6 protein-coding genes are annotated in these 13,616 nt (G+C 62.5%); 1 reads left to right on the top strand and 5 read right to left on the bottom strand.

Translation table 11 applies throughout. The annotated features are described in order from the left end of the window. The first annotated feature begins 116 nt into the window (after window positions 1-116). A complete protein-coding gene (locus tag QN219_RS25030; protein WP_284002791.1) occupies window positions 117-1,127 on the top strand; it encodes a KpsF/GutQ family sugar-phosphate isomerase in 1,011 nt (336 codons plus the stop codon). Window positions 1,128-1,291: 164 nt separating this feature from the next. Here QN219_RS25030 and QN219_RS25025 read toward each other — a convergent pair whose 3' ends face one another. From QN219_RS25025 to QN219_RS25005, 5 genes are all read right to left on the bottom strand, one after another. Further along, window positions 1,292-2,605 carry a capsule biosynthesis protein gene (locus QN219_RS25025; protein ID WP_284002790.1) on the bottom strand — a complete coding sequence of 438 codons (1,314 nt, stop codon included), beginning with the start codon at window positions 2,603-2,605 and terminating at the stop codon, window positions 1,292-1,294. Between the two features lie 15 nt (window positions 2,606-2,620). Then, entirely contained in the window at window positions 2,621-4,213 is a 1,593-nt protein-coding gene (locus tag QN219_RS25020; protein ID WP_284002788.1) for an LTA synthase family protein, read from the bottom strand. Between the two features lie 104 nt (window positions 4,214-4,317). Continuing rightward, window positions 4,318-5,121, bottom strand: a complete 804-nt coding sequence (locus tag QN219_RS25015; protein WP_284002787.1) for an SDR family oxidoreductase — start codon at window positions 5,119-5,121, stop codon at window positions 4,318-4,320. Window positions 5,122-5,260: 139 nt separating this feature from the next. Beyond that, window positions 5,261-6,676 carry an aminotransferase class I/II-fold pyridoxal phosphate-dependent enzyme gene (locus QN219_RS25010; protein ID WP_284002786.1) on the bottom strand — a complete coding sequence of 472 codons (1,416 nt, stop codon included), beginning with the start codon at window positions 6,674-6,676 and terminating at the stop codon, window positions 5,261-5,263. Continuing rightward, window positions 6,673-13,616, bottom strand: a 6,944-nt coding sequence (locus tag QN219_RS25005) for a type I polyketide synthase (RefSeq protein ID WP_284002785.1), incomplete at its 5' end; no start/stop codon positions are given. The genes QN219_RS25005 and QN219_RS25010, both read right to left, overlap by 4 nt.

Raw genomic sequence — 13,616 nt, 5'->3', positions numbered from 1 at the left:
ACAGGCGTAAATAGACTTGGTTTGCCAAGAAAAAGCGCTTAACTGGCTTCTACGTGCTTCGTTTACCGCTGAAACGGCGGGGTCGGGCAATTTCGTCGCGGGAACTAGGATCGACAATGGGCTTGAGACAAGTGAAAGCGGATGGGCAGTCCCGTTCCGCCATGCTGGACTCGATCGGCAGGACGCTGACGAAGGCAACCAATGGGATCAAGGCTCTTGCCGATCACCTGACGACGGATGAAGCCTTTGCGCGCAGCCTTGTCGACGCGGTCGAATTGATCGGCGACAGCGAGGGCCGGGTCGTCGTTTCCGGCGTCGGCAAGAGCGGCCATATCGGCCGCAAGATCGCGGCGACCATGGCGTCCACCGGCACCTCCGCCTATTTCGTTCATCCGACGGAGGCGAGCCACGGCGATCTCGGCATGGTCACCTCGCAGGATGTCCTGATTCTGCTGTCCTGGTCGGGAGAGACGGCCGAGCTCGGCAACATGCTCACCTACGCCAAGCGCTTCAAGGTGCCGATCATCTCGATCTGCGCCAATCGCGACAGCATTCTTGCCCGGAATTCCGAGGTTGCCCTGGTGCTGCCGAAGGTGCAGGAAGCCTGCCCGCATGGACTCGCTCCCACGACGTCGGCCATGCTGCAGCTCGCCGTCGGAGACGCCTTGGCAATTGCGCTCCTGGAGCGGCGCGGCTTCTCGGCTGAAGATTTCAAGACATTCCATCCCGGCGGCAAGCTCGGCGCGCAGCTGCGCCTGGTGCATGAGCTGGCGCATGTGGCGGAGCAAGTGCCGCTGCTCGCTGTCGGTCGGCCGATGAGCGAAGCGGTTATCGAGATGTCGTCAAAGGGATTTGGCGTTGTCGGTATCGTCGACGACGGCGGCACGCTGGTCGGCGTGATTACCGACGGCGACCTGCGCCGCCACATGGCGGGCGACCTGCTCCTTCAGCCGGTCGAGGTGGTGATGTCGCATAATCCGAGAGTCATCAAAGGCGATGTGCTTGCCAGTGCCGCCATGGAGTTTATGCAGGAACACAAGGTTACGGTCCTGTTCCTCGTAGACGACGCTGGACTCCCGGTCGGCATCCTGCACATCCACGACCTTTTGCGCGCCGGCGTGGCGTGATCGATCGCAGCGCCCGCTGCATGTTTCCTTAAATCGTAACCGATTTAAGGAAACTTGCAGCAACTTAAAGTGGGACTTCAGAGGTCGCGACAGCGTGCGCGTCTATCAGGCGCGCAAAGGACGCATCGCCCAGGAAAAGTCTGTTTTCCGCCGGATCCGCTCAGTTACGTAAAGTCACCCCCAGCCGACGTGATCTTCGCCGGCTTTCGACGAGGCGGAGGGTTGACGAAAGCCCCGGGTTCGTTGACGACGCCCTGATGCAAACGCTCCACGATCGCCTTCGCGCCGGCGCTCGTGCCTGCTCTTGAATAGAAATTTCCACGAACCTGGATGGCGGCAGCCATCAACCTGAACAGGGCCGCGCTTAAGGCCGGATCCGGCGCTTGCGGCCCTTGCCAGAACAAGTCCAACGGCTGCTGGTCTGTAAGGCCCGCAATGTCGAATACGGCACTGCCGAGTACTTTTACCGGCTTGTCCTCTCTCAGGGCATGCAGCCCGGCGGTCGAGTTGACCGTAACGACACCGGCGCTTCCATGTACCAGAACATCCAGGTTGCCGCCGTCGAGATAGACAACGCGGTCTGCAACTCCAGCTTTGGCTGCTTCTTCGAAGATGATCTTGCGCCAGCGGATGAGGCCGTTGTCGAGGGGGTGGGTTTTGATCGCCAGTGTGCTGTCCGCGGGGGCGTGGCGCGCGAAGGACGCAAGGATCGCGCGGATCGCTTCCTTCTGGCTGTTGAACGGCGAGTGCGCACGCAGTTGGTAATCGGTCTCCAACTGCAGCGGATAGACGAAATAACCGGTCTCTTTCGAGGTCAGCGAGCGGATAAGGGCGTCGGCCGCGCGTTGCCGCCGCCCTTGCGTGGTCAGGCGCAACAGCCATCCCGCATATTCCGCTAGCGGATGAAAGATCCCGTGCCGGCGGTAACCCGGGAAAAGAAACCAGAGGAAGACGTTCGGAAGATTGTACAGCAGGTCGTAGACCGCTTCGGCGAGGAAAGACTGTTCGTAAAGCCGCCGCCAGTCCGGTTCCGGCAGGTCGGCTGCCGCCCGCAGGATCTCGCCCGCTTCAGCCGGAAAATGCGAGTTGGACGACATGCCGCCACGTTCGAGCGTCAGCCAGTCGGGCCTGAGATAGCCCATCTCGACGATGAAGACGGCAACGCCTCTCTCGCGAGCAGCCGCAATCGCAGCTTTATGATAGGGGCGCTCTTCGCCAAGCAGCACCAGGTCGCTGACGGCGTGGCGACGGATAAAGGCCTTAACATAGGCCGGCCATGCGGCCATGGAGCCGCGATAATTATAGGCGCCGCGACGTCGCCAGAAGATCTGGTCGCCGACATTGAGATTGATGCGAAGGCAGGTATGGCCCCATTCCTCGAGCCCGGCTGCGATCTTGGCAAAGATCGGCGACGAGGGGCCTTGCAGAAACAGGAACGTCCGTGGTGCCAAGCGATTGATTGTCGTGCCCGCTGTCATTGCCAGTAGCCGCCGCTATTGCAGCGCATCCTTTTGCAGGTTTGCGTATCGGAGCAGGGACCGTATCAGGTTCCACGGGTGCTCGTCCTGAGGACCTTTCGCACCGGGCTGAGCCGGGCGCGCCTTGGCGAGCGGTACGATGAAGTAGTCCGTGCGGGGGTCCGGGAACGGGTCTGCGAAGGACTTCAGAAGAGGCGCATGGTCGCCGTAGAAGACGAGCCAGACAGGACGTTCGAGCTTATTGAGCTTGTCGATCAGTTCTTTGAGCGCGGCATCCGATTGCTGCAGAATCGCCATGTAGATGTCGACCGGGCTCGTGAGCGTGCCCACGCGGCCGGGCTCCCACGGGCCATGATTGGCCATGGAAGCGACGAAGAAGAAGCCGCTTTCGTCTTCCGGCAGCTTCTCCACTTCGGCAATTACCCGCGACGTCAGCGCCGCGTCGGAGACGTAGAGCCCGTCACGCTCGGGTTTGTGATCGAAGGCGTCCAGCATGGTGAGCTTGTCGAAGCCGAGCTGCGGCATCGCCTTGTGCCGGAGGAAGAACGTCCGGTCATAGGGATGAATGAAGTGCGTATGCCAACCGGCGCGCTTCAATTTCCCTGGCCACACGACGTCGGCGTAATGCGAGGCGCGAAGATAGGGGTAGCTGGCATCGACATGGATATCGTCCGGCAAGAGGCCGCTCAGCACGGCGAACTCGGTACGCAGTGTATAACCGCCCTCGAACACGTTGCTGAGGCGGCCCCACTGCACCGCCTGTTTGCGCAGCCGGTCGATCGTCGGCAGCTTGATCGTGTCGACGCCAAAGTGGCGCATGTCGATGAAGGACTCTGATTGCCAGACGACGATCAGCGGGGCTTCCTCGTGGCCGATAAGGTCCTGCACGGCGGCGCGAAGCCGCTCCGAGAGTTCGGCGACGATTTTTTCACGCTTCACGCCCAGCCATATGATGAAGTGGAAGACGACGGAGGCGAAGGTCCCGAAGCGCACCGTATTCATCTTGACGTTGATGGCTCTGACGAGCTTCTGGACGAGGGCTGCAGTCGGCCGGTTCACCGGCCCGTAGAAAAGCAAGCCCCAGGGCGCGGCGGCCACGAGGATCATCAGCAGAATCCAGAACAACTTGCCTTGCTCGGGCAAGATGGTCGGTTCGAAATACATGTAGAGCGCGGAAACGCCGAATACGTAAAGGAAAGCGACGATCCAGAACAGAATATTCAGCGAAGTTGCGTAGAAGATCGTCTTGTATTTGAAGACGTCGGCAATGAGAGCGATGTCCGAGAACACCAAGGGTTCACGGATGAACTTGAACTTGGCGCGGGAAATGCCGGTGAAAATGATGAAGAAGCTCATGACCCCGGCAGCCGCATAGAGGGGGCGCCAGGAAATTGCGAAGAAGCCGGCAAAGACGAGCGCTATGACCGGCAGCCGCGCCAAGACGTCGATAATATCCTGATTACGCCCATGGCGGGGCTTGTTCCTCCTGCGCTCGCGCGCCGGCAGGGCGAAGCGATCCGTGAAGAAAATTACCCCGCAGGACAGGAGGTAGCAAAAGAGGGTCAGCGCTGCCGGATAATCATGGAGATGAAAGGAAAGTTGCGGCAAACGGTTACCTTCAGGCCATTCGGTCGCGCCTCGGCAGCACGGCAATCGCCTGACACTTAAATCCTATCTCGGGCCGGCACAAGCGCGGTCCGACATATCGGGCGTCACCGTCCACTACCGCGTGCGATCGCCCGATCGAGCCACCAGTTGATAAGCGGCCTTACGGCAGGGGCGAACCGGCCGAGCAGAAACAGGGTTGTGCCGAAGTAAACCTCGAAGCGCTGCTGGTCGATGCCTGCGGCGATCCTGCGGGCGACGGCATCGGCCGGCCATGGCCGGACGGTCCCCATTACGACATTCGCCTCGCGCGGACGCAGGGAGAACTCGCGCTCGAACTGCGGCGTTTGCGTATCCGGCGGGAAGCTTACCGATATCTGCACATCGTGTCTCCGCGCCTCGCTGCGCAGCGCCTGGGCAAAACCGTGGAGCGCGAATTTCGACGCGCAATAGGCGGAATAGCCATAAATGCCGATGAGGCCGGCGCCCGATGAGATCATCATGATCTTTCCTCTGCGCCGTCGCTTCATGTCGGCATAGACGGCGCGCACCGTGTGGACCGTGCCCGAAAAATTCGTTTCCATCTGGCGGCGGAAGGCCGCGCTTTGCTGTTCCTCGAAAGGAGCCGGTTCGACGATGCCGGCCGAGGTCACGAGAATATCGCACGGGCCGAAGGCTTCGACGCAACGCCGAACGGCAGCCTCGATTTCTTCCTCCTGGGCAACATCGGCCGCCTCGACGCGGATCTCTCCGGGCTCTGCGCCGTGCTCCGAGATGAGCTTTCGCCTGGCCTGTTCGAGAAGATCGGGGGAGCGCGCAATGAGTGAAAGTCGCGCGCCGCGGCTCGCGTAGATCAATGCAAGTTCCAGGCCTATGCCGCTGGAGCCACCGGTGATGATCACATGGGTCATTCTCAGGTTCCGCCTGCGGCTTAGGGGCAGAGGTTTCCAGGGCGCTTCCAGCAGAGATGTATAACGGGCTTTCGTCCGGAATTGTGTCGTTTCAAAGCGTTAGATCATTCCGCCATTTCAATGAAACAATGAAAATAGTCTAACGCGCCGAGAGCGCCTTCAACATCTGCTCGATGTCGACGCCGCCAAGCCCGAAATTCCGTTCGGTCAAATCCTTGAGGCGCTCGGCGGTGAGCGCGACGGTCCGGCGGATCTGCTCTTCGGTGTGGTCGCTGGTGATGAAGAAGCGCAGTCGCGCCAATCCTTCGGGCACGGCGGGATGGATGATCGGCAGCACGTTGACGCCCGCCGCCAGCAGATCGTTGGAGAGCTGCACGGCGCGGAGCGAATCGCCGACAATGACGGGAACGACCGAGAAGCCGCCGCTCAAACCGGTGTCAAGACCGGTCTCCTTCGCGAGCTTGAGGAACAGGCTGCCGTTGCGCCTCAGCGCCGCGGTGCGTTCGGGCTCGCGTTCGAGGATATCGAGACTTGCGACCGCCGATGCTCCGAGCACAGGTGCCAGACCGACACTGTAGACGAAGCCGCCGGCGGATGCCTTGAGCACCGCCGCCAATGCCTCGCTGCCGGCAATATAACCGCCGCAGCTCGAGGTGGTTTTCGACAACGTTCCCATCCAGATGTCGATCTCGTGGGGGTCGACACCGAAGTGTTCGGCCAGCCCCTTGCCGTGCCGCCCGAGAACGCCGAGCGAATGAGCCTCATCGACCATCAGCCAGAAGCCATATTCGGCCTTGAGCTTCAGCAGTGTAGGAAGATTCGCGACATCGCCGTCCATCGAGTAGATGCCTTCGACGATGACCATGATGTGACGATAGTCGCCGGAAACGGTACGCAGTACGTGTTCGAGATCGGCGGTGTCGTTGTGCTTGAAGAGGCGGCGCGTCGCGCCGGAAAGCTTGATGCCTGCGAGCGCGCTGTTGTGGATGAACTCGTCGTGGATGACGAGATCCTTGGGCCCCATCAGGCAACTGATGGCGGCAACGTTGGTGAGATAGCCGCTGACGAAGCAAACCGCCGCTTCGACGCCATAGAAGCGCGCGATCTTTTCCTCGAGCTCGACATGCACGGGCCGCTCGCCGGCAACGAGCCTGCTCGCCGAAGCGGAGATCCCGAACGACTCGATCGTGTCGCGTGCCCTGTCCAGCACGTGGGCGTGCCGGTTCAAACCGAGATAATCGTAGGAGGCGAAGTTGATCAGCTTGCGGCCGTCGATCACGGTGGTTGCGCCGGCGGCCGCCTGGTGTGCCCGATAGAAAGGGTTGGCGATACCCAGTTGCTCGCTCGCGAATTTTTGCGTGAGCACCTGTTTATATTCGGGAAGATCCTCAAAGCGGGCCTGTCGGCGACGGGGAGCGGCCGGCAACTCCCGTTCCGAGCGCGCCATGCGGTTGCGCTCGGACGACTGGTGCGTGTTCCTCATCCTGTCCAGCAGGTTCTCCTTGAGGCTGCTGTTCATCTTGGAGAAGGTCTGGCCGTTTCCGTCGTTGCTCATTGGCTCAGTGCTTTTTCCCTGTCGGCTTCGGCATGGCGCTGCGCAAGTTCGCTTACGAGCCGGTCGTCGGCTGCCTCGCTATCGTCACCCTGATCGCGCTTGCTTACCTTTTCATGGAGCTTGCGCGCAACATCGCCCACCGTGGTATTGTCGGCGACGCCGCTCAAGGGCATGTCGAAACCGGTGTTCTGCTGGAAGCTCATGCCGAGTTCCACCGCCATCAGGCTGTCCAGGCCGATTTCCTTCAGGATCTTGCTGCGGGTCACCGTGTCCTTCGAAACCCGAAGGATTGCGGCGATCTCGCCTGCCACCAGGTCGAACAGAATGTCCTCCGCCTCCTGCGGCGACTTCCCCTCGATCATTGCGACGAGGTCCATCTGCATGCCCTCGGCGCCGGAAGAATGCTGATCCGCACTGCGCAGGATTACCTCGAAGAGCGCATTGCGGGCAACCGGCAGGTTGCGCGCGGCCGCCCAGTCGATCTCCGAAATCATCACGACTGCGGCATCGACGGTGCCCGGATCCGAGGCGATGTGGCTTTCGACCATGTCCAGCGCCACCTGAGCCTTCAAAGCGGTCTTGCCGATGCGTTTGGCCAGAAGATCGTTCACATCGGTGTTCTGCACGAGATAACCGGCATCCGCGATCGCGCCGAAGCCGACCGCCAGGCCCGCGAGGCCCTCCGCGCGTCGGGCGCGGGCAAGGCCTTCGAGGTAGCCGTTGGCAGCGACGTAGTTGGCCTGTCCCGGGTTGCCGACGAGCGTCGTTGCCGAGGAAAACAGGATGAAGTTGTCGAGCTGGTCGTCACGCGTCAGCCGGTCGAGGATTGCAGCGCCCTTGGCCTTCGTGTCTATCACCGGCCGGTTGCGTTCACGGTTGAGATTGCTGATCAGGGCGTCGTCCAGCACCATCGCAGCATGGACGACGGAACGCAGCGGCGCCTCGGCGCGAAGCGCCGCGAGAAGCCCCTCCACTGCAGCAGCGTCGGTGATGTCGCAGGCGTGAAGCGAGGCTGATACGCCTGCCTTCTTCCACCGCGCGATCATCGCACTCGTTTCCGCGTCCGGCTGACCGCGGCGGGAGCACAACGCAACCCTGCGTGCACCCTTCTCGACCAGCCAGTTGGCGGCTGCGAGACCGAAACCGCCAATACCGCCGACGACGAGATGAATGCCGTCCGGATCGACCTTCACGCCCTTGTGCGTCTTCGCGGCAATTTCGTGCTTGCCGGCGACCGGCGGCAGCACGACGATCTTGCCGATGTGGCCGGCATTCTGCATCAGCCGGAAGGCGTTGCCGATTTCGTCGAAATCGAACGCGCGGTAAGGAAGCGGCGTCAGCTTGCCTTCCTCGAAAAGCGCCCCGATTTCCATGAAGATGCGCTTGGTGAGCTCAGGCGCGTTGACGAGAAGCTGGTCGGCATCGATGCCGAAATAGCTGACGTTCCGTCGGAACGGCCGCAAACCGATCTTGCTGTCGGCGTAATAGTCGCGCTTGCCGAGCTCCAGGAATCGGCCGAACGGCTTCACCAGAGCGAGGCTTTGCTCCATCGCCTCGGCGAAAAGCGAGTTCAGCACCAGATCGACGCCCTCTCCGCCGGTGACGGCGCGCACGTCGTTGACGAAACCGAGCGACCGCGAATCGAAGACGTGATCGGCTCCGAGCATCGCAAGGAAGCGCCGTTTTTCACGCGTTCCAGCTGTCGCTATGACCTTGGCGCCCTTGAGCTTGGCGACCTGGAGGGCGGCCAGACCGACGCCGCCGGCAGCGCCGTGGATGAGGATCGTCTCTCCCGCCTGGATGCGCCCGAGCTCGACCATCGCATAATAGGCCGTAAGGAAGGCGACGGGCACGGTGGCTGCTGCCACGGGGCTGATGGTCCGCGGCAGCTTGGCAACGCCCGCCCGGGAAACGACCGCGTGCGTCGAGAATGCCGAAGGTGCAATCGCCATGACCGCGTCGCCGACCGCGAGGTCGTCGACGCCTTCGCCGACGGCGACGACATGGCCGGAAAGCTCCATGCCGATCGTTGCGCCGGCAAAACCATCTTCGAGCGCTTCCTCGGGAAGAAGGCCCATGGCCCACATCACGTCGCGGAAGTTCAGGCCGGTAGCAGCGACCGCGACGACGATCTCGCCCTGTCCGGCTTGCGGTACATCACTCTCTTCCCAGGCGATGCTGGCAACCTGAGAGCTGACGCGCTGGCGGATGGTCGCCGCTGCAAAGGCGCTCGTCTTACCTTCAGTGCTGATGGCGGGACCGGGAACGGCGCGGATTTCCGAGAGCAATCCCGTGGTCCCGTCGAGCAACCATTCGCGATTTGAACCGGAGACCGTCAACAGAGACAGCGCCGACGCGATGCCATCCTCCGGGCCGGCCTCGCGGCCGGCAAGATCGAGCGAATGGACGTCGAGGGATTCGTATTCGTTCTGCAGAACGCGAGCGAACGCCCACAGACCGGAATTCAGGCCGGAACTGAAGTCGACGCCATTTGCCGGGGAGGTAACCGGCGCGCCGCCGGGAGCAACGAGTACCAGGCGAGGGCGGTCGTCGGCGGACGGGTCGGCGTCTCCGACATGCTGCCTCAGCGCTTCAGCGAAGGCGCTAAGCGCAAGCACATGAGCTTGCAGCGAGGCGGAATCGGTATCACTCGCGTGATGCGTCGTCGGCGAAACGAGCACTGCACGAACAGGATTTTCGCCGAGCGCGCTGAGTGCTGTCCGCAGTGTTGTAACGTCGGCCGCCATGTCGCCTGGCAGCGAGACGGGCACGGCATTTTCAGGCATCGATGCCGCTCGTGGCGCGCCCTCTACCTGAAGGAGCAGATAGGGGCCTGCAAGGGTCCTGCTTGCCTGGGCCGGCTCGGCGGACGTCGTCGTCGCGGCCGCGCCGCGGGCTTCGAGCAGAATGATGTTGCCGTGTGCGCACTCATGGTCCGCGACGCTGATGTCGCGCAGTCCGAGATCCGTCAGGCATTTCTGCCAATGCGGTACTGCGGCAAGATTGCCGATGGGGAACTCCGCCGTCTGGCTGCGAGCAAACCAGCCGTCGGACAGCCCGAGAGCGAAGTCGCCGAAAATCGAGGGCGCACTCACTGCGGCGGCCAGGGCACCGCCCTCGCGCAGCGCTGAGCGCAATGCCGTGCGAAGCGCGACTTCGTCTTCGATCAGATAGTAAAGGTTGTCCGAGGCGCTGACGGCGAGATCGAAGGGCGCGATCGCCGCGAAGTCGCTTTTCTTGAGAATGCGCACATGAGCATCGTTCTCGAATGCGATCTCAAGGTTGCGCTGGGCATTGTCACGCGGTTCGGCAACGATCAGGCCCGCCCCGTGACGAGCTGCCAAATCGGCGAGCCGACGCGTGAAGCCGGTCGAAACGCTTCCGAATTCGACAATACGTAAGGGGATGCCTGTCGTTTGCGCAGCCAGTGCTCGTTCGGTCGCGCCGAGGACCTGCTCCATGCGTAGCCGGCTCGCGACGGAATGAACGGCCTGGTGGTCGAGCGTCGCGTCGCTGATGAAGCCCGCGCCGGAGGAGGGTATGTGGTCGCCATCCGGCGCGGCCGCGAAAAGCGCGTCGAGCCGGCTTAAGGCTTCGGCATAGGCATTGTTAATGAGCACGGCTTCGACCGCGCGATCGGGACGCTCGCCATAGAGTTCGCCGAGGATTTCCGCGACAGCGGGAAGGCTGAACTCTCGTGCAACCGTCCAGATACCATTGTGATGTTCGCTGAGCCCGGCATCCTCCAGTACGTAGAGGCAGTTTGTCAGGAAACACTGGAAGGCGAAATCACCGGGCAGAGCATCGCCGCGGATGGTCGTGCCTCCCCTTGCGAGCCTCAGCGCGATTTCCTGGCAGGCGCGGTAGATCGCAGCATTAAACAGCAAGGTCGCATTGTCCACGCTGTGATCGGCACCGGCAGGCATCGTCAGCAGCGGCGGCAACGGCGCGGGCGGCTGCATGTTGGGCAGCACCGTGTCCGAGAGCACCGGCTCGTAGTGGAAGGAAAGCCCGTCGAGCGTCTTGTGCTTGCGCAAATAAGTGCGGCGGAAACGACAATCGTCGAAATGTGCGATGGCTTCGCCCGACTTGTCGAAGAAGTGGAACCTCGCCTTGATCGAGTTGGCGCTGACGCGCTCGATCTCGATCGTGGCGCGGGCGATCGGCCGTCCGGCGTTGACGACGTGCACCGAACCGAAGCGTACCGGAATGTAAGGCGCGCCACCCTTGTCGCCCGTGAAGCGATCGAAGAGTGCAACGAGCCCGTGGAACGTGGCGTCGACGGAGATTGGATGAAGGGCATAGGTGACAAGCGGATGTCCCGCTGTGCCCGGCGCCTTTAGCTCGACGTCAATGATCCGGTCACCATAGGCCACAGCCTTTGAAAGCAGCTGGAAGCTCGGGCCATAGTCGAGCCCAAACTGCTTCGCCGTCTCGTAGGCTTTCGATGGATCCACGCTGGCCGTTTTCGCCATGCCGGCGAGGGAACGAGAGGCATTGTTCTTTCCGGGAACGGGCTTGCGGCTTCGCGCAACGGCGTGAACCGTCCAGTCGTCCTCCGAGAGGCGCTCGCGCGAGCGGATTTCGATGTCGCCTGTCTCGGGGGACAGGACGGTCGAGAGCTCCATGATGCGGCTGTCGGCAAGTTCCAGCGGACGAACGATCTCCAGATTGGTGATCTCGACCTCGTCACTGCCGTAATATTGCTGCGCGGCGGAGACTGCCACCTCGATGAAGCCGCTGCCCGGCAGGATGGGCTTGCCGTCGACGACATGCTCGGCAAGATCGGGGAAGAGATGCGCATCGACGTGGTTCTTCCAGCTCCCGCTGTTGGGGTCGCTGCGCCAGCCCGTCAAACGAAAAGGCTTGGCGGAACGGCCGAAGAGGTCGGTGGCATCGGTCGTGGTCGCGGGCCGCAGTTCTACCGGTTCGAAGGGCAGAATCGGCAATTCGACAAAAGCGTTGCGCTTTCCGTAGACGCGCGGCCGGTCAACCGCCGCACCGTGCGCGACGGCGCGCGCCATCGACGCGGAAATCGGATCGTGACCGCTCTGGCCGACGTCCCGGAGCAATGTCGGCACGACCGCTGCCGGGAGGGCCGCCTGCTTGATCGTTTCCTTGACATAGGAAGCCAGGATCGGGCGCGGGGAAATTTCGATGAAGAGCCGGCAGCCGAGTTCGAGCGCCGCCTCCGCGGCAGCCTGGAAGCGGACCGGTTCACGGACATTTTTCCACCAATAGTCCGGGTCGAGCTGCGTTCCGTCGAGTGCAGCGCCCGTTACGGTGGAGAGATAGGTCAGCTCCGTACGCCGCGGGGCGATGTCCGGAATATCGGAAAGGAAGGCCTGCTTTGCCTGGTCGATGACCGGATGGTGGAACGGATAGTTGATATCGAGGATCTGGACCGGGATCTTGGCCTTGCGTGCGGCGTCGCGGAAGGCGGCAATTTCGTGCGCCGGGCCGGACATCGTGACCGAATTATGCGCGTTGACGGCTGCGACGCAGAGTTCGTTGAGGCCGCGGTCCTGCGCGAAGGCCTGGGCCGCCTCCTCGCCGAGCATGACGGCCGCCATCGTTCCCTGCCCGGCCAGGAGATCCTGATGCAGCGACCGCTTGGCCACGATCGACACGGCATCGACGAGCGACAAGGCACCGGCTGCATATGCGGCGGCAATCTCGCCAACCGAGTGGCCGAAGACCGCCAGCGGCTTGACGCCCATCGCAACGAGCGAGTCGGAAAGAGCAGCCTGCACTGCAAAAAGCAGCGGCTGCGCGATCTTCGTATCCGAGAGCTTCTTGTCGAGGTCTGGATCCGTCAGCAGATCCGTCAGGACAATGTCGGAGTGGAACTTGAAGAGCGCGCTGACGGAAGTGAAGGACTGGCGGAAATGCAGGTTCTCGCGGAAGGCTTCGACGCCCATGCCGGCCCACTGAGAGCCGTTGCCCGAGAAGACGAATGCGACTTTAGCATCCTTCACCGGGGCTTCGCCCAATTCGCCGATGTCGGAGCCAGGCTTCTCCAGATGGCTGGCAATCGCCCGCACGATATCTTCGGGGTGATCGCTGCGCGCGGCGAAGCGATGGCGCATATGGGTACGGTTTGCGCCTGAGGCGGCGATGATTGCGCGGGCCTCTTCCTTCGAGGCACTCGCAAAGCTTGCCTTGTATTCCTTCAGCAGGTTCTCGAGGCTCGAGAGGGTATGGGCGCTGGCCAGAAACACGTGACCTGCCGATGCTGGCGCGGCCTTTTCTTCCTGTATCGCCTCCGGGTCGCTGATGACCACGTGCGCGTTGGCGCCGCCGAAGCCGAAGGAGTTGATGCCGGCAAGGCGTGCACGCTTGCCCTTGAGCAGCTCGATCGGGTTGGCGGTGACGCGGACGTTCAGTCCGTCGAAATCGATGTGCTCGTTCGGCGTATCGAAGTGCAGCGATGCCGGCAGGTAGTTGTGTTCGAGCGCCAGAACGGCCTTCATCATGCCGAAGAGGCCGGAGGCCGGCTCGGTGTGACCGATATTCGACTTGATGGAGCCGATCGGCACCGGCGCCCGGCGCTTGGCGCCAATGACCGTGCCGATGGACCACACTTCCGCCGGGTCGCCCACTTTCGTGCCCGTGCCATGGCCTTCGACAAAGGCGACCTGGTTGGCGTCGATCCCGTTGCCTTCGTAGATTGCCCTGAGCAAATTGGCCTGCGCCTCGCGCGAGGGTAGCGAGATGCCGTTCGTCCGGCCGGCCGAGTTTACCCCGGTAGCGACGATCCTGGCGTAGCTCCGGTCGCGTTCGCGGCGCGCCCGATCCGAGCGGCGGAGGACGAAGACGACGCCGCCCTCGGCGCGCACGTAGCCGGCGCCGTCATTGTCATAGGCCCGGCAGAGACCTTCCGGCGACAGCATCCGCGCCTGGGCGAAGCCGACGAAGGGAAGGGGATGGGCAAGAATAT

Source organism: Sinorhizobium sp. 8-89 (genome assembly GCF_030124325.1).
In the GTDB taxonomy this organism is placed as follows: Bacteria; Pseudomonadota; Alphaproteobacteria; order Rhizobiales; family Rhizobiaceae; genus Sinorhizobium.
This window is presented reverse-complemented; position numbering and strand designations above follow the sequence as displayed.

What these genes read in the sequence shown, in the direction of transcription:
- QN219_RS25010 (WP_284002786.1), bottom strand. Translation starts at nt 6,676, where the DNA reads ATGAGCAACGACGGAAACGGCCAGACCTTCTCCAAGATGAACAGCAGC.
- QN219_RS25030 (WP_284002791.1), top strand. Translation starts at nt 117, where the DNA reads ATGGGCTTGAGACAAGTGAAAGCGGATGGGCAGTCCCGTTCCGCCATG.
- QN219_RS25025 (WP_284002790.1), bottom strand. Translation starts at nt 2,605, where the DNA reads ATGACAGCGGGCACGACAATCAATCGCTTGGCACCACGGACGTTCCTG.
- QN219_RS25015 (WP_284002787.1), bottom strand. Translation starts at nt 5,121, where the DNA reads ATGACCCATGTGATCATCACCGGTGGCTCCAGCGGCATAGGCCTGGAA.